This window comes from Bifidobacterium callitrichidarum, assembly GCF_003129905.1.
GTDB lineage: Bacteria > Actinomycetota > Actinomycetes > Actinomycetales > Bifidobacteriaceae > Bifidobacterium > Bifidobacterium callitrichidarum.
The window spans coordinates 22,663-47,225 of record NZ_QFFM01000026.1; the positions used below are offsets into that span (position 1 = coordinate 22,663).

8 protein-coding genes are annotated in these 24,563 nt (G+C 62.5%); 6 read left to right on the top strand and 2 right to left on the bottom strand.

Features of this window, described 5'->3' with window-relative positions; all coding sequences use genetic code 11:
* The first annotated feature begins 1,399 nt into the window (after positions 1-1,399).
* From DF196_RS14070 to DF196_RS10750, 4 genes are all read left to right on the top strand, one after another.
* Positions 1,400-6,094, top strand: coding sequence for a Cna B-type domain-containing protein (locus tag DF196_RS14070; RefSeq protein WP_277745630.1), 4,695 nt, complete (start codon positions 1,400-1,402; stop codon positions 6,092-6,094).
* Positions 6,091-10,479, top strand: a complete 4,389-nt coding sequence (locus DF196_RS10740; protein WP_109057813.1) for an InlB B-repeat-containing protein — start codon at positions 6,091-6,093, stop codon at positions 10,477-10,479. Before DF196_RS14070 ends, DF196_RS10740 begins: the two co-directional genes overlap by 4 nt.
* A 574-nt stretch (positions 10,480-11,053) precedes the next feature.
* Positions 11,054-15,385: a SpaA isopeptide-forming pilin-related protein gene (locus tag DF196_RS10745; protein WP_146194751.1), complete on the top strand. Its 4,332-nt coding sequence runs from the start codon at positions 11,054-11,056 to the stop codon at positions 15,383-15,385.
* Between the two features lie 257 nt (positions 15,386-15,642).
* The gene (locus DF196_RS10750) at positions 15,643-16,947 is read left to right on the top strand and encodes an ATP-binding protein (RefSeq protein ID WP_109057815.1); all 1,305 of its coding nucleotides are present in this window, start codon (positions 15,643-15,645) and stop codon (positions 16,945-16,947) included.
* Between the two features lie 184 nt (positions 16,948-17,131).
* On the opposite strand, the gene rlmB is transcribed toward DF196_RS10750, so the two are convergent.
* Positions 17,132-18,145 (bottom strand): 23S rRNA (guanosine(2251)-2'-O)-methyltransferase RlmB, encoded by a 1,014-nt coding sequence (rlmB, locus tag DF196_RS10755; RefSeq protein WP_109057816.1) that lies wholly within the window; start codon positions 18,143-18,145, stop codon positions 17,132-17,134.
* A 59-nt stretch (positions 18,146-18,204) separates the two neighbouring features.
* On the opposite strand from rlmB, the gene DF196_RS10760 reads away from it, so the two are divergent.
* Together DF196_RS10760 and DF196_RS10765 are read left to right on the top strand one after the other, a co-directional pair.
* Entirely contained in the window at positions 18,205-19,614 is a 1,410-nt protein-coding gene (locus tag DF196_RS10760; RefSeq protein WP_476544397.1) for an MFS transporter, read from the top strand.
* A 215-nt stretch (positions 19,615-19,829) separates the two neighbouring features.
* Entirely contained in the window at positions 19,830-22,826 is a 2,997-nt protein-coding gene (locus DF196_RS10765) for a cation-translocating P-type ATPase (protein ID WP_109057817.1), read from the top strand.
* A 243-nt stretch (positions 22,827-23,069) separates the two neighbouring features.
* On the opposite strand, the gene DF196_RS10770 is transcribed toward DF196_RS10765, so the two are convergent.
* Positions 23,070-24,428 carry an FIVAR domain-containing protein gene (locus DF196_RS10770; RefSeq protein ID WP_109057818.1) on the bottom strand — a complete coding sequence of 453 codons (1,359 nt, stop codon included), beginning with the start codon at positions 24,426-24,428 and terminating at the stop codon, positions 23,070-23,072.
* Between the last annotated feature and the right edge of the window lie 135 nt (positions 24,429-24,563).

The following is a 24,563-nucleotide window of genomic DNA, read 5'->3' on the forward strand; positions in this document are numbered from 1 at the left end:
GGACGCCGAAGTGCCCAACGCGACGACGATCAAGGACTCGCTCGGCAGCAACCTCAAGGCCCCGACCGGTGACGTGAAGGTCGTCTACTATGACGATAACTGGCAGCCGCAAGAGACCACGCTGAAGTGGGCCGACCTGGTCAGCGGCACGGCCAAGCTGCCCAGCAACGGCACGCATCCGTACCGGCAGTACAAGATCACATACTCCACCGAAGTCGAGAATCTGCCCGAGAGCGGCAGCGGCGACAAGGTCACGGTCAAGAACGACGTGACCGTGACGCCCGGCGACGGCAAGGGCAACGCACTGCCCGGAACCGGCACGGTGACCATCGGCAAGGACGCCGTGGATTTGGACAAGAAGTACACCGGCGACGCGAACGCAGACAAGACGCTGGAATGGCTGACCACCTTCACCGCCAAGGACGACTTGCCGGCCGGCAAGAAGCTGACCGATACGGTCGACGACGACGGCAAGGACCACAAGGATGGTTACGTCAAGCCCGACTGGCAGGTGCTCGATCCGGATGCGAGCAATATCAAGATCTACACCGACCTTGATAACAAGACGGAGTACACCGGCAGCGTCACCAAGACGGTAGCCGCTGACCGCAAGTCGTTCACGATCACGTTCAACGACGAGATCAAGAAGAACACCAAGCTATACATCTCGTACACGTCCACCGTGCTCAACGGCACCCCGACCGGCACCACGTTCTACAACACGGCCCGCTTCGTGAACAAGGAGGCCACGGACAGCCACAAGCCGGTGGCCGACAACATGGAGAAGTCCAACCTGTCGAACCAGAACGATGGCAACGGCACGCCGATGAGCCGGAACACCATGCGCTGGCAGCTCAAGGTGCACGACATTCCGGACAACGCACAGTCCGTGGTCATCACCGATACGCTGTCCCACGGGGAGAAGGCCCCCGACAACAACTGGCAGTACTACGGCGATCACAGCTACATCCCCGGCTCGATGGTGGCCAAGGACTCCAAGGGCAACACGTACACTGGCGTGACCGTCACCGACAACGGCGACCACACGCTCACGTTCGTCATCGCCAAGGGAAGCAAGGCATTCGAGAAGGCACAGAGCGGCGAACTGCTCATCCAGTACGACACCACGTTCACTGACATCACCGGTGCTCTGGGGCAGCAAGGAAATCTGCTGTACAAGAACGAGGCCATCATCCATATCGATGGCAAGGCACAGCTGCCCGATTATTCGGACATCTGGGCCAAACCCGGCAACCTGGTCGCCAAGAAGGGCGTCTACGACAAGAAGACCGCGCCGAACATCAACTACACGGTGAACGTGAATCCGGGCGGTTCGACCCTGAACAAGGGCAAGTCGCTGACGCTTACCGATACGCTCGGTGAGGCACTCACCCTGCGTATGGACAGTGTGGTCATCACCGACACGAACACCAAGGCCGAAGTGACCGGTGCGACATACGCATATGATCCGAGCACGCGAAAGATCACGTTCACCGTGCCCGACTCGCGCGCGATCACGATTACCTACAAGGCCACCGTGCAGCTCAAGCCGGGGCAGGACTTCGGCGATCTCGGCAGTAACACGATCGTGCTCGCCGGCTACGAGAACAACAGCGGTACGGCAACCACCACGCAGACCGGCAAGGTCATCGACGCGCAGGGCGGTATCAGCTCCAACCTGTACTCGCTGCAGATCTACAAGTACGCCGATGGCGACGCCACCAAGCCGCTGAACGGCGCGAAGTTCAAGGTCGAGAAGCTTACTGTGGACATGGACGCCTCCAACGACGCATGGAGTTCGACTGGGACCGAGGTCGTGAATAACGGTTTGCAGTCCGGTACCACCGGTTACACATCGACGGCAGTTGGCCTGAACGCGGACGTGATTTACCGCGTGACCGAAACGCAGGGGCCTGACGGGTACCAGTACGATCCGAAGAACCCCGCCACACTGTACGTCGTGTTCCCGGGCGGCCAGCCCAGCGGTCATGAAGCCGCGTTCTATCAGGACAAAACCGTGAACGATACGTCGCTGACCGTCGCCGCCGCACGCGATGTGACGTTGCAGAACTACCTGTGGTCGGTGAGCAACGCCAGCACCAAGAAGGGCTCGTTCAAGCTCGACAAGAAGGACGAGCAGGGCAACTGGCTGGCCGGTGCCACGTTCACGCTGACCAAGAACGGCGACTCCTCGTTCGCTGCCCAGACGCAGACGACTGCTGATGGCCAATCGATTGAGTTCAAGGATCTTACTCCCGGCTCGTACACCCTCACCGAAACCACGGCCCCGGAAGGCTACCAAGCGGTTGACCCGATTGCTGTGACCGTGACGAATGCTGGCGCGGTCATTATCAACGGCAAGACCGTCTCGTCGGACGATGGCAAGCACCTGACCGTCACCGACCGCTCGAACGTCACTTCAATCCGCGCTCGCAAGGTGTGGAATGACGATAATAACCGTGACGGCAAGCGCAAGCCGGCCCGGTTCCAGCTGCAGAAGTCGACTGACGTCGGCACGACGTGGACCAACGTTGGCCAGGAGAAAGTGATCAACGAAAGCACGTCGGACGCGCAAGCCGTGGTCGAATGGACAGATCTGCCTGTGCGCGAGGGTGGCAAGGAAGTCAAGTACCAGGTTATTGAGGTGAACGCGGGCGAGGGCGGTTACGATACCACCCGATCTGATCCGGTAACCGGAGCGGACGGCGTGTCGACCACGACGTTCACCAACAAGTACACGCCGGAAACCGTCTCGGTGCCCGTCACCAAGGCGTGGAACGACGCGAACAACCAGGACGGCCTGCGCCCGACCGAAATCACCGTGCAGCTGTACGCCAACGGCGTCGCCGTGCCTGACAAGACGCTGACGATCAAGCCTGACGCGGACGGCCACTGGAAGGGCACTTTCGACAACCTGCCGAGGTACGAGAACGGCGCGCCCATCACATACACCGTGCAGGAAGTCAACCCGACCAAAGGCTACACGGCGACGACCAGCGGCACTGCAACCGATGCGGACGGCATCACCATCACCAACACGCACTATCCGACCGATACGAAGATTCGCGTCTCCAAGCGCGACCTCGGTGGCAAGGAAATCAAGGACGCGGAGATGGAGATCGACGGCACGGACGAGGACGGCAACAAGGTCACCGAAAAGTGGACCAGCAGCAAGGGCAAGTCGCATGAGGTCGAGCTGAAGCCCGGCACGTACACGCTCACCGAGCTGAAGGCGCCGAACGGCTACCGCGTGGCCGATCCGATCACGTTCAAGGTCGTGCGTAATGCCGACCAGTCGCTGTCCGTACAGGACGTGAACGGCAATGCTGTGGACGGCAACGTCATCGTCATGACCGACATCTATAAGACCACCGATGTGAAGATCTCCAAGGTGAGCCTGACCGGCGGCGTGGGCGAGATCGCCGGCGCGAAGCTCACCGTCACCGGCACCACGCTGGCCGGCGAGGCCATCAACCCGATTGAGTGGACCTCCACCGGAAAGAAGCACGAGATCACGCTCGTCCCCGGCACATACACACTGCACGAGGCCGAGGCGCCGTCCGGCTACCAGCCGGCGCGCGACATCACCTTCACGGTGAAGCTCAACGGTACGGTGAAGGTCGGCAAGGACACTGCGGCGGGCAACACCGTCACCATGACCGATGAGCTCAACACCACCAACGTGACCGTCTCCAAGACCGCTGTAGCCGGCGTGGCCGAACTTGCCGGTGCCGAGTTCAAACTGACCGGCACCACGTTCGAGGGCGATGCGGCACCGTTCGACACCGACGCATTCACGAAGCTTGACGGCGTGACGGTGAAGGAGAACGGTTCGACGCTGACCTGGACTTCCTCCGCGGACGGTCCGAAGACGTTCCAGCTGCCCAACGGTACGTACCAGCTCACCGAAACCAAGGCCCCGGAAGGCTACGACGTGGCCGCCAAGCCAATCACGTTCACCGTGGAAAACGGCAAGGTCGTGGTCGATGAGGTGGCCAGTAGCGGCAATGTGGTCCGCGTTGAGGACGCGGTCAAGTCGTATACGGCCGTGTCCGTCACCAAGCGCTGGGAAGACGGCGGCGCCCAGGACCTGCGCAAGGATGTGACCGTGAAGGCCGTGCTGTACAAGAACGGCGAGAAGATGACCGGTAAGGAATACAGCGTCGTGCTGGATGACAGCAACAACTGGACTTACGACTGGACCGGTCTGGACGCCAAGGACAACGAAGGCAACGAGATCACGTACACCGTGGACGAGGAGCTGTCCGGCGACAACAAAGACGAATACCACGCCTCGATCGTCAAGACGCCGAACGCCAACGGCTACGACGTCGTGATGTACAACATCCATCAGCCCGATGCGCGCAACATCGACCTGACCAAGACGTGGAAGGACAACGATAATCAGGACGGCATCCGCCCCGAGGCGATTCAGGTGACCGTGACCGGCACCAGCAAGCATCCGAAGGACGGCAGCACGACCGAGACGGAGGAGTACTCCGAGACCATGATCGTCACCACGCTCAAGGTTCCGGATAACGCCGACAAGAACACGTGGAAGTGGACGCTCGAGAACCTGCCGAAGAAGAACTCGTACGGCTACGAGTACACGTACTCCGTCAAGGAGACGCCGGTGGCCGGATACAACGACTTCGACGATTCCGGCGTGTGCACGGTGGATAAACCGACCGGCGATCAGTGCAACGTCACGTTCACGAAAACGTCTGCCGATGCTGACGAGAAGACCAACGAGCAGTTCGAGATCACCAATACGCACAAGCCCGAAACCACGGCCGTGACCGTGAGCAAGGTGTGGGACGACGCCCAGAACTTCAACGGTCAGCGCCCCAAGCAGGTGACCGTCTGGCTGCTGACCAGCCTGTGGAACCAGTCCAACGGCTGGCCCGAGCCGCAGGGTGATCAGTGCGTCGGTGACTTGGTCGGCGTGAGTTGCGCCGTGCTGACCGCTAAGAACAAGGCAACGACGGGAACCTCAGACGCGACCCAGTCCGATACGACCGACGGTACTGATACCAACACCACTGATCCGGACACCACCGAGTCCGAATCCACGCCGTCCAAGACCGAGCAGACTGGTTCCGAATCGACCGAGCAGTCCCAATCCGGCAAGACCGAGCAGTCCGGCACCGATCAGTCGGAGACCACGCCGTCCGAGACTGACCAGTCTGATCAATCCGACCAGACCGCATCCGAGCAGTCCGAATCGTCCGATCAGCCCGCTGACGGCGACGCAACCGCAACGGACCAGACCGACACGGAGACGCCCGCCGGCGAATCGAACGAAACGGATAGCAAGTCCGATGCGACCAAGGCCGCAACGGCCGATACGTGGACGTACACGTTCAATAACCTGCCGAAGTACCGCAACGGCAAGCTGCTGCGCTACTCCGTCACCGAAGAGGCCGTGGACGACTACACCGCGACGTTCGAGGACACCACGAAGTATCCGACAACGTCGGCCCCGTCCGAAGGCGGCAATACGGACACGTCGGCGACCCAAACGACGACCGGCGAACCGGAGGCGTACTCCTTCACGCTAAGCAACCGCAACGCGCCGAACAAGACCAACCTCAACGTACGCAAGGCGTGGAACGACAACGACGACAACACCCGTCCTCGCTCTATCTGGGTGCAGCTCTACGAGAAGAACGTCAGCACCACGTCCGCCGTGTTCGCCAACGTTACGACCGCGCCAAAGATCACCAACACCGACACCAGCAACCTGACCGCCGTCGGAGAACCGGTCGAACTGAACGAGAGCAACAACTGGGCGTATACGTTCACCATCAGCAAGCACAAGCAGTACGAGGTGCGCGAAGTCGCCAAGAACGACGGCAAGTACGTGCCGGTGCCCTCGATCGACGGCTACCAGCCGCCGATCATCACCGGCAACCAGACCCAGGGCTACACCATCACCAACACCAGCCTGCCGATCCTACCGGAAGCCGGCGGTGAGGGCACGACCCGCATCCTGCTGCTCGGCATGACGCTCATCGCACTGTCCGGCGCGTTCTTCGGCCGCAAGGCGCTCGCCGCCGCAGGCAAGCGCAACAAGAAGGGAGATCTCCGATGACTCGGAATACCGCGATGCGCGGCCTGACCGCCTCCCGGTCCGCTGAGAAGCCGGCCCACCTGACCAGGCGGGCCAAGGCGACGATGGCCCGATCCTTCCGCAGGGGAGTATCGAAGCTGTTCGCCATGATGCTGGGCGCGGCCATGACGCTCGGCGGCGCGGCCGCGACGACCGCCGCCGTCGCCGATGAGATGAACGCCAACGTCACGCAGCAGCAGGCCGCGGACAAGACCAGCAAGACCATCGACCCGACCAAGGCCCAGTCCGACGTGACGATGATCGCATTCCAGCAGTCGTGGAACACCATCGCCAAGGAATGCAAGGCCACGTACGGGCCGGAAGGCGTCGGCTACGTGCAGATCTCCCCGCCCGAGGAGTCCGTGCAGGGCACCCAGTGGTGGACGGTCTACCAGCCGATCAGCTATTCGCTCAACTCGCGCTTCGGCACCGAATCCGAGCTGGAGAGCATGATCAAGACCTGCAACAGCGTAGGCGTGCAGATCATCGCCGACGTGGTGCTCAACCATACTTCCGGCCACGACGTCTCGTGGGTGGATGACCAGTACGGCGTGGCCGGCACCGCCTACAACGGCACGTACGGCCGTTATCCGGGCATCGGCATCTACCAGTACGAGGAAAGCGGCAACAATCACCAGTACGGCCTGGCCACGGGCGACTTCCACTCCTGCCGCACCAACATCGCTGACTACACCAACGCCGACGAAGTGCAGGACTGCCGTCTGTCGACCATGTGGGACATCAACACCGGCTCCAGCCGCGTGCAGACCATCCAGGCCGAATATCTCGCCAAGCTGTGGAACCTCGGCGTGCGCGGCTTCCGCATCGACTCCGCAAAGCACATCGACACGCTCGATCTGAAGGCCATCAAGGCGAAGCTCGCCCAGAAGATCGGCGTGAAGGCCGCCGACATCCCGTTCCAGCAGGAGGTCATCTACCACCAGGGCGAATCCCCGCTGCTCGCGCCGAAGAACTACACGGCCAACGGCGACGTCACCGAATTCTCCTACTCGTACCAGCTACGGCAGTACTTCAACGGCGACGTCTCCAACCTGAAGAACATCAGCAACGGACTGCTGCCGAGCAACAAGGCCACCGTGTTCGTGACCAACTGGGATACCGCACGCGGTTCCGAGACGCTCACCGTCGACTCCGGCTCACGCTACGAGCTTGCGAACGCTTTCATGCTTGCCTACGACTACGGCAAGCCGAAGCTCATCTCCGACTACTACTTCACCGACGCCAACTCCGACGCCGGCCCGAACGGCACCACGGACACGCATGTGACCGATGTCGACTTCGACGAGGCGTGCAAGACGAGCGGCACCCGCGAACAGGGCCAGTGGCTGTGCGAGCAGCGCTGGGCGTCCGTGCGTGGCATGATCGGCTTCCACAACGCCGTGACCGGCACCACGGTCGGTCGCTGGCAGGACAACGGCACCGGCAACATCGGCTTCGCCCGTCAGGACGCCAACGGCAACGACCAGGGCTTCATCGCCATCAACAACACGTTGCAGGAGCATGAGGAAACGTACGAGACGAACCTGCCCGACGGCGAGTACTGCGACGTGTACACGTCCGGCAAGACCTGCAACAAGGTGACCGTGAAGGACGGCAAGCTGAGCGTGACGATCGCCAAGCGCTCCGCCGTCGCGATCTACGCGGCAGCCGACAAGCCGGCCGATTGGGCCGGCTACGAGACCGCGGACACCGGTTACGACGACCAGGTCAACACCGACCGCATCGGCGACGATTCGGCCACGATCTACTACAAGCCCAGCTCCGACTGGGGCGACGACGTGTACATCCAGTACGCGATCGGCGACACCCTGCTCAACGGCACGCCCGTGAAGATGGAGAAGGTCTCCGGCAGCGACGCGGTCTGCGAAGCGGCGGACGGCTGGTACAAGACCACCATCAAGGACGCCACGGCGAAGCGGCTCAAGTACCGGTTCACCAACGACCCGGCCGGTGCCGACGGCGCGCTGTGGGACTACCGCGACGGCTATTCGAACGCCGGCGGCTCCAAGCCGTACGAGAACGCGGTCGGCACGGCCATCACCGCGGTCGAGCACCACGACGAGACGATCGGCGTGCCGTTCGTGTGCGTCGCCTCGGCCAAGACCACGTTCACCGTGCACTTCAAGGCCACCAGTGACGCGCAGAAGCAGGCGACCGGCGTGGTCGTCTGGGGCACTGATGTGAGCGGCAACCCGCTGGGCAAGACGTACCATGCGTTCGACAAGACCTCCGATTCGTGGGGCAAGCGCATGAGCACGACGCTAGGCGGCGACTTCACCACGGTGAACTACCGCATCGTCTCCGCTGAGGACGGGTCGGTGGACGCTGATGCGGTCGCCGGCACGGAGAGTTCGTACACGGCTTCCGTGATCGACAAGAAGGAAGGCAGCGTGGTCGCCAAGGTGCGCGGCTCCATCGAAGCATGGGCGGACGGCTCCGACGGCAAGTCGTACGACTCGTCCGAGGAATCGCGCAACCCGGCCTCCGTGCCCACGCCGAACGACGTGAAGAACCCGAAGCAGCTCAACGTGATCGTGCACTACATGCGCGCCGACGGCAACTACCAGGAGTACGACCTCGACACGGACGCCTGGAAGGGCTGGGATCTGTGGATGTGGTCGGGTGAGCAGTCCGGCTCCCCGGTCTCGTTCACCGAGCATGACGACTACGGCATGATCGCGCGCTACACGCTCAACCAGCCGACCAAGGGCAACCGCACTCCTGAATTCGTCCTGCGCCAGGGCGGTGATTCGTGGATGAGCAAGGACCCGGACGGCAACGACCGTCTGATTCCCGAGTCCGCGATTCAGGTGGCGGCCGGCCAGAACGAGACCGGTACTGCCGAGATCTGGCTGGTGAGTGGCGATCCGACGATCTACACGTATCGTCCGTCGGTGCTCGGCGTGACGTTCGAGACCGGTTTCGATTGGAACGTCAGCCCGCAGGCCGTGGTCTACGGCGGCACGGTCCGCCCGATCGCCGACAACCAGGTGCCGAAGCGCGAGGGGTACATCCTCACCGGTTGGACCACCGATGCGGACGGCAAGAAGCCGTTCACGATTGGCGAGGGCGGCACTCGGGTGACTGAACGCCTCAAGCTGTACGCCCAGTACGAGAAGGCGAACGTGGTCAAGTTCGATACCGGCATCGACTGGAACGTCTCGTCGCAGACGGTGAGGACCAGCGGAACCGTGGCTCCGATCGCTGCCAACCAGGTGCCTCGCCGCGACGGCTACGACCTGCTCGGCTGGAGCACCGAGGAGGGGGCGACCGAACCGAACTTCACGATCGGTGACGGCGGCACTCCGGTGAACGGCGACATCACGCTGCACGCGGTGTGGAAGATCAAGCAGTACACGGTGACGTTCGAGACCGGTGAGGGTGGTTCGGATATCGCGCAGCAGACCGTCAACCATGGCGATGCGGTCACGCGGCCGGCCGACCCGACGATGGCGGGCAAGACGTTCGTCGGCTGGACGACGGACGTGGACGGCAAGACGCCGTACGTGTTCGGCTCGGCGGTGATCGGCGACCTGACGCTGTACGCCAAGTGGGATGACGAGCCGTCCGCGAAGTACTACCTGGTGACGTTCCACCGCAACGACGGCACGACCGGCTCCGGCGAGGCCACGGCGATGTACGTCAAGTCCGGCGAGAAACTGACCGCGCCTACGCTGACCCGTGACGGATACCGCCTGACCGGCTGGTACACGGCTGCGGACGGTAGCGGCACGGCGTACGACTTCGCGACGGGCGTGACCAGTGATCTGACGCTGTACGCGCATTGGGTGCGGGCTTGGAAGGTGACGTTCGACCTCAACTACGAGGGCGCTCCGGCTGCCGGTGACGCCGGTTCGGTGCCCACGCAGATGGTGGACGACGGCGAGAACGCCTACGTTGCGGAACCTTCGCCCAAGCCGACCCGCGATGGGTACACGTTCGAGGGATGGTATGCGGATACCGAGCTGAGCACGAAGTTCGTGTTCAAGGGCGAGGACGGCAAGGATCCTTCACTGGTGACGACCGACATCACCCTCTACGCCAAGTGGGTGAAGGAAGGCAGGAAGTGGACGATCAAGTTCAATGCTAACGGTGGCGAACTGGGGGCGGGTATGCCCAGCACGCAGGAGGTGCCGGACGGTGAGTACCTGACCAAGCCGAAGAAGAACCCGACCCGCGATGGCTACACCTTCCAAGGCTGGACCACCGTGAAGAACGACGCCTTCGCCTCGAACAAGAACGGCACGTTCTCGGGCGGCAGCGCCTTCGGCTTCGACACCGACGGCAAGAGCCTCATCCCGATCGACCGCAACGGCACCCTCTACGCCCTCTGGGCCAAGAGCTGATAACTGAATAACAAACACAGCAGGCCGGTACCGTGAAACCCTCAAGCCCATCACGGTACCGGCCTGTCCGCTATTCGCCGTTACACCAGGATTGACACCCGTATTCTCGGCTCCCCTTGTCAGGACATCGCCATGAAGCAACCTCCCTCGGCTCCCCTTGTCAGGACATCGCCGTGAGGCAAACAGCAGAGCTGTTTGTAGGCGATGTGCGAGACGGCAGTCGAGCCAGCGGACTGCGAACGAAGTTCGTCCTTAATTGCAGGACGAGCTGGCGGTGAAGCCGACTGAGGGGTAGTCCAACTTAACAGAGCCGTCCCCTTGATAACATTATCGGGCCACGAACATGCGATTGCAGATTACTAGCCAAGCTTAAAATCAGCAATCGTTTGCAATTGCATTCAACTTTCAGAAAAATGATGACTTGCATCATTCCGTCATCATTGGTCTGACCTCTTTGATGCCGCTAAAACACGCCGAAACCGTTATAAAACCTAGTATTCCTCCATGTATAATGCGCCCTAAGAAAGGCAAGGCGGCATCGGTCGACGACGAAGATGCCGTACCGGGAGGAATCATGGCTCACCAAAACCATCGCGTCTCGCCACGCACCATACTGCAAACGTTCGCATCAATTGTGGTATCAATAGCCGTGTTGCTGTCGATCTCCCTGATCAACGGCACCGCCGCTTGGGCCGCCGGCGCCACCTCCGCCGTGACCAGCCTGACGGCACGATGGATCAAAACATCCGGCAACGGCACCATCGACCCGGACACCGGGCAAATTACGTTCACGCCAACCGACTATTACGACACCCTTTCGGCCACCGCCCAGTTCGACCTCACCTCCTCCGGCCAGTCCAGCGCCGGCGGCGGCGAGACCATCCCCGCGGGCGACCTCCAGTGGCGCATCCCCGCCCACCTGTTCACCGGGCGCGACGGCAAGCCCACCGGCGGCGCACAGCTGCCCGTCCCAGAAGCACCCGACTACAACACCGGCACCGGCCTGCAATACACTTACGACGAATCCACCGACGAATACGTCGTTACGAACGCCATCGATATCCCCGCGGCCAACACCTTCAGCATCCAAGTCACCTATACGGCCAGAGCCGGCGACGTGCCCGACAAAGACACTACGCCAGACAAGGACTACGCCGGCAAAGGCACCGGCTCTATCACTTCCAGCGCGACCATCAAAGGTAGCGACGAGACCAAAACCACCCCGCCGATCACTGAGACCACTGACACCAGTATCGCTATTTCCAGTATTTATAAGTTTTACGACAGTGTGGGAGAGACCGGGGATTTCCTGCCCAGCGACTGGATTGACAGCGGCGCATACGTCGACGACTACCGCTACGTCAAATGGAAGGTCACGCTTTACGCTACCGGCGCCCAGCCAGGCACCGCCGAAATCACCGACACTATCACCGACAATCTGGGCGGCAACGTGCTCGGCCTGCTGGACTCCACCGGGAAACCCGTAAGCGACGCATGGGACGAAGGCCCCTATACCGTCGACATCACGCCCGGCCGTACCTACACCTACTACGTGGTCACTTACTATGACGGCGAAAGCTTGCCCAGTGATGAAAGCTACACGTTCGAGAACAGTGTCACCGGCACGGTCACTGGCACGGACGACGGCATCACCACCGAGAAAAGCGACACTGCCGACCAGGAGATTAAGAACGAGTCCTTCTCGTACGACGGCGACCTCTACCGCCTCGACAAATCCTGCGGAAACAACTTCTTGGGACAAGAGGACTTTGACGACCCCACCACTGAATGCACCGTCAGAGGCGGCTTGACCGCTCTGAGTAGTGGCAGGGCCACAACCACCGCCATGTTCAAAAACCATTATGCGGCCAAGACCTACGGTCTGACCACTGCGATGGGCAGCGCGAATGGCGGCAACCAGACCATAGGCTTCCCCGACGACCAATCCGCATACGAACAGAAAACCGTACGCCACGAGTTCATTGACGACAACTTCGTTTTCGGTGAGGAATATCCTCGGCAGATGGAGCAAGGGGGTGCCAGACCGCATCAGGACGGCAACACGAGCATCCCCACTCAAGGCTACGCCAAGCTACAGCCTGACGATTTCTATATCTCCTCAATTACCATTCCCAATAGTTGTGTGTCGTCGAGCGATTCCTGTGATACGTCGAAAGAATACCAATTCCTCACATCATCGAGCGGCTGGGCCGTGTACGACTGGAGGCAAAATGATTCAGGTGACTGGGGTTTGACCGTACGTGACCTACGGTCCGAATATCTGAACAAAAACTCCGACAAACTGCGACTGTACGGACTCAAAGCCACATGGAACTATGACACCAATCAATGGGACACCGCTTGGGAGCCCATTGGTACCGACTATCCCGACGGTGGAGTCAGTGAAATGAACTTGGCTTTTAGCAAAATCTGGCAGTTCAGCCCCTACGATCATTATGTCGGCGTCAAAGCCGTGTATGAATCCAAGACCGCGGCGGCCGTGGAGCTGAATCTTGGCGTGAACATCACACTCACGACCAGCGACCACATCAAGACCCTGCTCAAGAAACTCAGCGACGACAACACCTCGTCCACCGACGAGGTACGTGACGACTATGTGACGCTCACTGACTACAACACGTTGGTGGTGCGCACGCAGGATCAAGTGGAACAGGGCAAGAAAGGCATCGCCGGATTCGATTTTCGACAAATAAGAGACAGTAATCACGGTGCCTGCGTCCAGCCTATTGCCAGCGACGACGATGCATTGAATTTCGCGGGCTACGGTACACAAAGTCACGAACTCTATAACGTAGAGCCGTTCAACAGCGACGAGCAATACTATGACTACAGCAGCGGTAAGCGTTCAGGGGCACCTTGGGCGGGCTCGGCCTCTAACGTGCCCATCTGCCATGCCAGAGCTAAACAAAAGCTGACGCCATTCGCTATGGAATCTATCAAAAGCAAGACCATCGATGGTAACTGGACGAGCGACACTGTCAACGGCCGTGTCAAGATTCCCTACAAAGTTACTATGGGTGAAACCGGTGACTACAGCGAGGAGTATATCGACAAGAACTGGGCTACTCCGCAGCAGCGCGGCACGTTCTACGATCTGCTGCCCGTCGGCGTGACGCCCGACGTGGACAGCGTGAAGGTCACCGCCGTGGACGACGCGACCGCCATGACCATCCTCACCGCGAAGGCCTACCCCAACTATCGCGGATCCGGACGTACCCTGCTGGAAGTGGAAGCCGAAGCGCCGGACGGCTACACCAACCTGCGGTACACCAACGGAGACAACGGCAAATCCACCATGACGCTGCGCTTCGACTCCTACATCAGCTGGCAGGACGCCAACGACCTCGGCTACAACGACAACGCCAAGGACCTGCACAACGTGGTGGCCTACGAAACTTACAACGGCGGCATCGCCGACGGCGACGACAACGACGACCTGACCGGGTTGTCGGACGCCACGCTCGGCGACAACTGGAGCGACGACGAACGCGCCGCCATGCGCGAGCTCGACACCATGAACACAAGCTTCACGTTCCTCTACGACGCGGCAACCACCACCATCAGTTTCAACACGGTTGCCTCGTCCGGCTTGGAGAAGCACGTGCGCGGTGGCACGCAGATTGACTGGACCAACGGTAAGAACAACGAGGTGATGGTGCGTGCATCCGGCCAATACGAGTACCGCCTGCGCTACACGCCCATGCCAAACACCGCCGCGCGTGGTATCGTGCTCTACGATTCGCTGGAGAACTACCTCAGTTCTGATACTTCTGCGTCTGATACTGCAGTCGGCATCAACACGCCGCGCTGGCGGGGCACGCTCAGCAGCGTGAACGTGCAGCAGGCTATCGACCGAGGGTTCAAGCCCGCCGTGTATTGCTCCAAGACAGCTGGCCTGAATCTGTTTGGACCGACCGGCTCCGCCAACGAATCGAACCGCGAGCTGACGAACACCACAATCTGGGAGGACTGCACGCCACCAGCCGTCGGATACGAAATCGACCACAAGACCTACGACTACTCCAAGGTCAAGGCCGTGGCGATCGACCTGAGCCGGGCCGAGGACGGCAGCGAGGCGAAGCTCGCCGGCGGCTCGTCCGTGCAGGTGACGCTCGTCATGAACGCGCCCAGCGATCCGACCGAGGTGGCCGGGTATGTGGACGCCGACGCGCACGCCTACAACGGCACGCACGTGAAGACCACCACCACTGGCACTGGGGCTGGCGGTGCGGCTGCTACCGCCACCAGCAACATCGACTTCGGCTATACCAAGGTCGGACTGGTGGCAGATACCGCCACGTTCACCTTTACCAAGGTGGACGGTTCCGATACAACGGGAATCAAGCCGCTTGCTGGTGCCACATTCAAACTGTATCGATGGGTTGGCTCTGGTTCAGCACCGACCGCCGGGCTCATCGACCCGGATGCGATTGACGGCGGCAATACGAACGCGGGCGGTTCTGATTGGCAGCGAGTCGGTGAGGCAAAGACCAGCGGTGACGACGGGTCGGTAGCACTCGGCGGTCTGATGGTCGGTACCTATCGGCTGGTGGAAACAGGCACCCCCGCAGGATTCGATTCGCCGCACTGTCAGTGGGCCATCACAGTGACCGCACCGTACCAAGGCAGCAACAAGCTCGTCATCCAGGAGCCCACCATCATCACCGCAACCGGACAGACGACCATAGGTAATGATGATGCTCGCGTCCCCGCCTTCAAGAAGGACGGCAGCAGCTACACCCTCGCCAACTACCCCGGCGTCACGCTGCCGGAAACGGGCGGCATCGGCGCGTGGTCGGTCATGTCGGCGGGCGGCATCATGGTCATCCTCGGCGGTGCGTGCCTGGCCCTCATCCACATCTCCCGCAGCCGCAGTCTTCGGTAACGGTCGGCGTCTTCCTTTTTCGGCGATGCTGCCGCATGGCTTCGACGTCGTACCGTTCGGCATGATTGATGCCACAGCATGAATTGTGCCGAACGGTACGACGGGATTGGATTGATTGCATCGGTATGTCAGGCGACGCAATGATATAATCCAATTATCTATGGAAAAGTGAATAAAAATACATTTTTATCTAGATAAAAATGTATTATGCGGCACTTTCTCATAGATTGATATGCGACGAGTTGGAACGAGGCTAAATGCACAGGAACATGCTTGCCCGTCTCAAGGACTGGGCCACATCACACGATTACAAGCCTCTGTTGCTGTACGGCGCGCGGCAGACGGGCAAAACCTATTTGCTTACGGAACTGGCAAGAACCGTTTTTCCGGGAAACTGCGTCCGATTCGATCTGGAACGTGACGATCGCGCGCGGCGGGTATTCGATGCGGACCTGGACGCGGAAACATTGGTGAGGCGTCTGGAACAGGTATCGGGACAACGGATCAAGCCCGGACATACATTGCTGATTCTTGACGAGATTCAGGCCTCGAACCGCGCGCTGGTTTCGTTGAAGTATTTCCATGAGGACATGCCACAGCTCCACGTAGCCGCCGCCGGTAGCCTGCTGGGTGTGGCCGTCAATAGGCAGGGTTTCAGTATGCCTGTGGGCAAGGTGGAGACGCTCACCCTGCATCCGATGAGTTTTGATGAGTTCCTTGATGCCATGGGAGACGGGGCCATGGTCCCTGAGATTCGTGCATGCTATGAGGGTTCGGAGCCGTGTTACCTCCATGATGCGATGATGGAACGGTTTTGGCAGTATCTGATGGTCGGTGGCATGCCCGAGGCGGTGTCACGATTCGCACAGACCGGAGATTACTTAGAAGTACGCGGCATCCAGAGCGCCATCACCGATCTATACGTCACCGATATGGCGAAGTATGCCACGCCAACGGAGAGTGCTCGCATCCGCGATACGTGGAGAAGCATTCCCGCGCAACTGGCCAAGGAAAATCATAAGTTCCAGTACAAACTGGTACACAGTGGCGGCCGCGCTTCAGTGTATTCCACCGCCATATCCTGGTTGCTCGCCGCGGGGCTGGTGGAGCGTTGCACTTGCATCTCCAGCGGACAATTGCCGCTGGCCATGCATGAGGATGCGTCCGCGTTCAAGATTTATATGTCGGATACGGGATTGCTTGCCGCGCGGAGCGAGTTGGATCCCGCTATGGTGCTGGATGCGATACGCCGCAGTCATCTTGACTTGGGAGGCCTGGTCGAGAATGCCGTCGCGCAGGCACTGACGGCGAACGAGGTGCCGCTGCGGTACTGGACAAGCGGCAACACCGCAGAGGTCGACTTCGTCATGCAGTCCGCGGGTATGACAGCCGGTATGCCGATAGAGGTCAAGTCATCTTTCAACACGCGATCACGCAGCCTCGCGGTTTACCGTGGAAAGTACGCACCGGAAACGGTGATACGCATATCGCCCAAGAATTTCGGCATGGACAATGGCATCCGCAGCGTGCCTCTCTATGCCGCGTTCTGCATCGGACAGTGAATGCAGCAATGGGATTCACTGGTGTTGAGACCCATTGCATATCAAAACGGCGCGAAACATAGGTGATCGAACCTCATGTTTCGCGCCGTTTATGATGCGTTCCGGCCTATAACCCGATTGGTAAAGGCCAGCTAGTGATTTGTTCCGCCGTACCGGCTGTCATGTTGCCCGGGTGACCGTCGAATCACTTCGCCGAGACAGCTGCCCCGGCCGCGCCGGCCTTGCGGCGGGCGTTGGCCACGGCGTACAGGCTGATGCCCGCCGCCACGGAGGCGTTGAGCGACTCCACGGACGAGCTGATCGGGATGCCGGCGATGGCGTCGCACGCCTCGCGCACCAGACGGCTCAGGCCGCTGCCCTCGGAGCCCAGCACCACCACGAGCGGATCGGTCTCGAAACCGGTCTCGCCCACGAGCTTGTCGCCGCCGCCGTCGAGACCCACCACGTAGTAGCCGCGCTCCTTCAAGCCCTCGATCGCCTTGTTGAGGTTCACCACGCGGGCCACCGGCATGTGCGCGGCGGCGCCGGCGGACACCTTCCAAGCCGCGGCGGTCACGGAAGCGGAACGACGCTCCGGCAGAATCACGCCGTTGGCGCCGAACGCGGCCGCCGAACGGATCACGGCGCCCAGGTTCTGCGGATCGGTCACGCCGTCGAGCGCGATGAACAGCGGACGGGCGGCGATGCGCGCGGCCGCAGAGTTCGCGGCCTCCATCGCCTTCGCCTTCTTCTCCGCACGGTCGGCCAGCGAGGCCAGCGAGGAGTACTCGAACGGGTTGACCTTCAGGATCACGCCCTGATGGTTGCCGGAGCGGGCGATGCGGTCCATCTCCAGACGGTCGGCCTCCATCATGTGCAGGCCGACCGTGCCCGCCAGCTTCACGATCTCGCGCGTGCGGTCGTCATGCTCGATGCGGGACATGATGTACAGCGTGGAGCTCGGCACGCCCACGCGCAGCGCCTCCAGCACGGAGTTGCGGCCGAACACCAGATCGGAGGTGTCCGCGGAGGCGAACTTGTCCACGCGCCTGCGGGCCGCGAGACGCGGATCGGCCATCTTACGGCGATCAGCCGCCTTCTTGGCCGCGTAGGCCTTGTGATAGACGCGGTCCTCGGCCTTCGGAGTGGGGCCGTGACCCTTCAGTTTGTTACGATGCTTGCCACCCGACCCCTTGGTCGGTCCTTTCTTAATAGCCATAGGTGCCATTCTCCCAGCACCCCAGCCCAAGCGTGCCGGGTGTTGCTAAGGTATTGAGCGTGAAGCAGCAGCGCATGATATTCGGACTGCCCCTGGTGTATTGGGGCCTGTGGCTGGCGATTCTGATCCTGTGGATGGGCCGGTTCGTCACCTCCTTCCTGTCCATCTACCTGGTCTCCGCGCTGCACATCAACGAGGGCGTGGTGGGCGCGGTCGTCTCCATGTACGGCTTCGGTTCGATCATCGGCTGCCTGTTCGGCGGCACGCTCTCCGACCGTTTCGGCCGCCAATCCATGATCATCATCGGCGAGATCGGCGCGGCCATCGCCCTGCTCGTGGTCTCCGCGCTCACCGCACCGGTGGCCATCGGCGCCGCCCTGTTCGTCTACGGCGCGTTCGCCTCGCTGCCCAGCCCCGCCATCGCCGCGTACATCGCGGACGTAGTGCCCGTCAAGCGCCAGCAGCGCGCCTACGTGCTGCAATCGTGGGCAATCAACTTCGGGTACGCGATCGGTCCGATCGTGGCGAACCAGCTCGTCAAGGTCTCGTATTCGCTGATGTTCTACGTCGAGGCTGCGGTGATGGCGGCCGTCACCGTGCTATTGATCGCCTTCTTCCGCGAGGTGCGGCACCTCGGCATCGCCGTGCCCGGTCCGGGCGGTGCCGTACGTGCGGCGGTCTCAGGTCGGAGCGACGGCGGCCGTACGCAATCGGCGTCGGACGACAAGCCCGCGAACGTTGGCATCACCGGTGACGACGTTGCGGCGACCGCCGAGGTCCGCGATGACGGTAGCCGTACCGAATCCGCATCGTCCGGTGATTCTGCGGCGACCGCAGCCCCGTCCGCCCCGTCCCTGCGCGACAATTGGCGCCGCGTCCTGACCGACGTGCCCTTCCTCGCCTTCTCCATGCTGATGTTCGGCTACTATCTCGTCTACTTCCAGTCGACCTCCGGCCTGCCCATCGCCATGACCGACCTCGGCCTGGGACTGGGGGAGTACTCGGTGCTGCTCACCATCAACGGTTTCATGCTGTGCGCGCTGCAGATCCCCGCCATGAAACTGTTCGCGCGCATGGGCAACTCGCGCGTGCTCGTCGTGGGCCTCGCCGTCACGGTCGTGGGATACGCCGTGCAGATCGTGGCCCATTCCTGGGCCGGATTCGCGCTCGCCGTAGTGCTCTGGACGCTCGGCGAACTGGGCACGTTCCCCATCGCCACCACCACCGTGGCCGCCATGGCCCCGGCCTCCGCGCGCGGCACCTACCAGGGCGTCTACAACGTGATCTGGTCCGTCTCCATCGCGCTGGCGCCGCTCGTGGGCGGCTGGACCATCAGCGGCTTCGGCGGCCGCACGTTGTGGATCGCCTGCACGCTGGTGCTCATCGCCGTCACCATCGGCCTGCGACTGACCAAATCCTCCCGCGACCGCGCCATCGCCCGCAACCTCCAGGACCAGCTCGCCGGCTGACGGCGGCCACGTCGGCCATGCGGAAGTAACCATACAAAACGCCATTACGCTGTGCGCCGAGCAATCACCACGGTTATGGAATAATGGCAATCGTATGCATCGGCAGCAGTTGCGTCGATGCCCATAACCGCGCAGTCCTTGCGTGACGGCTGGGAGAGAAAACCCGGCAAAGGCCGCAGGACTGACTACTCCGCGGCTATACCAAGGAGAACAGTATGGTTGATCGCCTGAAGGATCAATCCGAACAGTCCGCGACCGCAACGCAAGAGATCCCGGAATCAGAAGAAGTGCGCGCCCAGAAAGCGCTGTTGGGGGATACGGATCCCAGCCTGACCAGTGCCGCCGATGTGGCCAAAGCCCTGAATGTGGACCCAAGTCGGGGTCTGAGCGAGGAGGAGGCCAAACGCCGCCTCGCCAAATTCGGACCGAACGAGCTCGCCAGCGCGCCGCCCGTGCCCAAATGGAAGAAGTTCCTGGCCCAGTTCCAGGATCCGCTGGTCTATCTGCTCCTCGCGGCCACCGTCATCTCGGTCATCGCCTGGTTCATCGAGAAGGCCAACGCCCACCCGGGCGCCGAAGGCGGTGAGGCGCTGCCGTTCGACGCCATCGTCATCGTCCTCATCCTCATCGTCAACGCCGTGCTCGGCTACATCCAGGAGGCCAAGGCGGAGGCGGCGGTCGAGGCGCTCGCGCAGATGACCGCCCCGCAGACCTCCGTGCTGCGCGACGGCAAGGTGCAGCGCATCAACACTGCGGACGTGGTCCCCGGCGACATCATCGTCCTTGCCGAAGGCGACTCGGTCTCCGCGGACGGCCGACTGGTCAACGCCGCGAGCCTGCGCATCGCCGAGGCCTCGCTGACCGGCGAATCCGTGCCGGTGGGCAAGAAGCCGGACACCCTGGAGTCCGCCAAGGCCCTGGGTGACCGCGCCAACATGATCTTCAACGGCACCTCCGTCACGCAGGGCACCGGCCGTGCCATCGTGACCGGCACCGGCATGAACACGCAGGTCGGCAAGATCGCGGACATGCTCTCCGCCACCGAGGACGAGAAGACCCCGCTGCAGAAGGAGATGGACTACGTCTCCAAGATTCTCGGCATCGCCGTGTGCATCATCGCCGTGGTGGTGCTCGCGGCGCTCGCCGTGCTGGAAGGCTTCAACGACACGCAGGACGTCATCGACTCCCTGCTGCTCGCCGTCTCGCTGGCCGTGGCCGCCGTGCCGGAAGGCCTGGCCGCCATCCTCACCGTGGTACTGGCCCTCGGCGTGCAGCGCATGGCCGCCCACAACGCCATCGTCAAGAAGCTGCATTCGGTCGAGACCCTCGGCTCCGCGTCCGTGATCTGCTCGGACAAGACCGGCACCCTGACCCGCAACGAGATGACCGTCGAGCGCGTGGTCACCCCGTCCGGCGAGGTGCAGATCACCGGCACCGGCTACGCTCCGGAAGGCCGCATGGTCATGACCGGCGGCGTCTCGCCCGAATCGGACGAGGCCCGCACCATCGCGGACGAGGTCGTCGCCACGCTCGCCGCCGGCGCGCTGGCCAACGACGGCGAACTGCGGCAGGACGCCAACGGTCGCTGGGAGATCGTGGGCGACCCCACCGAAGTCTCCCTCATCGTGGCCGCCCGCAAGGTCAAGGCCGATCGCAAGGCCGAACGCTTCACCCGCGTGGCCGAGATCCCGTTCACTTCCGAACGCAAGCGCATGTCCATCATCGCCAAGGACGACACCGATTCCGGCAAGCTCACCGTGTTCGCCAAGGGCGCGCCCGACGTGCTCCTGAGCTACTGCTCGCGCATCCGCGTGGGCGGTCACGTGCGCAAGCTCACCGAAGGCGACCGCCAGTCCATCCTGTCGACCGTGGAGCGCCTCTCCTCCGAGGCCTACCGCACGCTGGGCCAGGCCTGCCGTCCGCTGGAGACCAGCAGTCTGGCCGATGTGCCGGGCGTGACCGTCAACGCCGCCGGACAGGTGGCGGACATCGCCGACCAGTCCGAGGCCATCGAGACCGACCTCATCTGGAACGGCATGGTCGGCATCATCGACCCGCCGCGCACCGAGGTCCGCGACTCCGTGGCCGAGGCGCACCGCGCCGGCATCCGCACGGTGATGATCACCGGCGACCACCCGCTCACCGCGGCCCGCATCGCCTCCGACCTCGGCATCATCGCCAAGGACGGCAAGGCGCTCACCGGCGACCAGCTGGACGCCCTGCCCGACGAGGCCGCGCTCGACAAGGCCACCGCGGACGTGTCCGTGTACGCCCGAGTCGCCCCCGAGCACAAGCTCAAGATCGTCGAGTCCCTGCAGCGCCAGGGCAACATCGTGGCCATGACCGGCGACGGCGTGAACGACGCCCCGGCCGTCAAGTCCGCGGACATCGGCGTGGCCATGGGCATCACCGGCACCGAGGTGACCAAGCAGAGCGCCAAGATGATCCTGGCGGACGACAACTTCTCCACCATCGTGGCCGCCGTGCGCGAGGGGCGCGTGATCTTCGACAACATCCGCAAGTTCCTGCGCTACCTGCTGAGCTCCAACGTGGGCGAGGTGTTCACCGTGTTCTTCGGCGTGGTGCTGGCCGGCTTCCTCGGCATCCGACAGCCGGAGACCGTGGGCGTGACCGTGCCGCTGCTCGCCACGCAGCTGCTGTGGATCAACCTCCTGACCGACGCCGCGCCGGCGCTGGCTATGGGCGTGGATCCGCAGACCGACGACGTGATGAGCCGCCGCCCGCGCAAGGTGACCGACCGCGTGATCGATGCCTCCATGTGGGGCGACATCATCTACATCGGCGTGATCATGGCCGCGGTGACGCTGATCGGCATGGACATGCACCTCGCCGGCGGCCTGTTCACCGACCGTTCGGTGGACGCGCTCGGCCACGAGGCCCAGATGACCGAGGCCCGCACCATGGGCTTCACGATCCTGGTGTTCGCCCAGCTGTTCAACGCGCTCGCCTCCCGCTCCCACCTGCAGTCCGCGTTCGTGGGCCTGTTCTCGAACAAGTGGCTGTGGGGCGCGATCGGCCTGTCCGTGGCGCTGCAGCTCGTGGTGATTTACGTGCCGTTCCTCAACGGCCCGTTCGGCACCACGCCGCTGAGCCCGCTGGCGTGGCTGGAATGTATCGGTTTGGCGGCATTTGTGCTTGTCGCTTCCGAGTTGCGCAAGATTGTGCTAAGAATAATGGCTAAGCGCCAATAACGCCTGAATTCTTCTAATCCTAGGGACAAAAACCAACGGCCCGGACCCTCAATTGCGAAGGTCCGGGCCGTTGCACATGTGTTCGGCGGGTGTTGCGGGGGCACATGATGTAGGGAAAGTCCCATGATGTAGGGATGCGATTTTCGGTTTTGGCGGAATAGAGCCGTTTTTGCGACCATGCATCATGGGAATTTCCCTACATCATGGGGAATTCCCTACATCATGTGACGGTGTGGCCGTGGCCTAGTTGGCGGATGAGTCGTCTGCCGTGCCGGAGTCGTCGGTGTTGGACGAATCGGTGCCCGTGCCGTTGCTGGTCGTGCCGCCGTTATCCGTGGTGGTGCCGCCGGTCGTGCCGTTCTCCGTGGTGCCGTTGCTGGTGCCGGAATTGTTCGAGGTGCTGGAATTGGCCTGCTGCTGGGCCTGCATCGAGGCGTTCACGTCCGATTCAGCCTTCTGCAGTGCGGAGATGGCGTTGTTCACATCCGATTCGGACGGGTTGGAGCTGCCGAGTACGTTGTTCGCATCGGTGATGGCGCTCTGCAGCGCGGTGCGGGTGGACTCGTCCGCCACGGCGCCGGCCGAGTTGTTCAGCGTGGTCTGCGCGCTGGAGATGGCCGAGCTCAGGTTGGACTTCAGCGAATCGGTGCTGGCCGTGTCCTTCGAGGCCTTGAGGGCCTTGATCGCGTTGTTGATGGCATCCGTCTTGTCGGTCACGTCGCTCACCTTGGTCTGCATGTCCTTGGCCTGCGTCTTGAGCTCGTCGGCGGTCAGCGAGGAATCGCAACTGGCGGTCTCGGCCGGATTGGCCGCATCCTGCAGCGCCTGGTTCAGCGTGTCGATGGTGGTGGAGTCCGCCACCTGGCTGGAGGAGGTCTGCGCGCTGGCCTCGCCGTTGGTCACGGCGGCGGTGAGCTTGGCCTTGGCCGCGTCGTACTGGGTGGCGGCGGCCTTGCACTCCACCAACGCCGCCGCATGGCTCACCTTGGAACTGTTGGCGCGCCAGAACATCACGCCGCCCACGATCAGAGCGATGACCACGATAGCCGCGATGACGCCGCCCACGATGGCGCCGGTGTGCTTCTTCTTTTTGCCGCCGCCACGACGGGAGCCATGACCCTTCGGCCCGTCGTCGTCCGGTTCGTCATCCACCGGATCGCCCGGCAGGATTGACGGCGGCAGCGTGGCCGGTTGGGCGGCGGGCTGCACGGCATCGGTCAACGGCTGGAACACTTGGGTGGCGGCCTCGTTATCCGCGGCTGCGGACGGCATGCCCGACGGTGCGAAAGCCGGGGCGGACTGCGCCAGCGGTTGTGCGGCCGGTGCCGTGGATCGGGGCATCGGCGTGGTGCCCAGCGGGGCGTATGCCTGAGTCGCCTGTGCGGACTGAGCCGGAGCGGCGGCACCTGCGTACGGCATCGCTTGCGTGGCGCCGGCCTGCGTGGGCTGGAACACCTGCGTCGCCGCGGAGGAGGCCGCGGGGCGCACGGGCTGGGTCGGCTGTACAGGCTGGCCGTACGCCATGGTCGCCTGGGTCGCGGCGGAAGTGATGGGCTGCGTCGCCTCCGCGTAGGTGGACGGCTGTGCGGTCGGCTGCATCATCGGCTGGGTCGCGGCCGCGGGCTGTGCGGTTGCGGGAGCCGCGGTGGGGGCGATGGGGATGAATCGCTGGATGGCCTGATCCCAGATGTACTGCTGCTAGCCTGCAGTCGAGGCGCCGGCTGCGGGGGCGGCGGG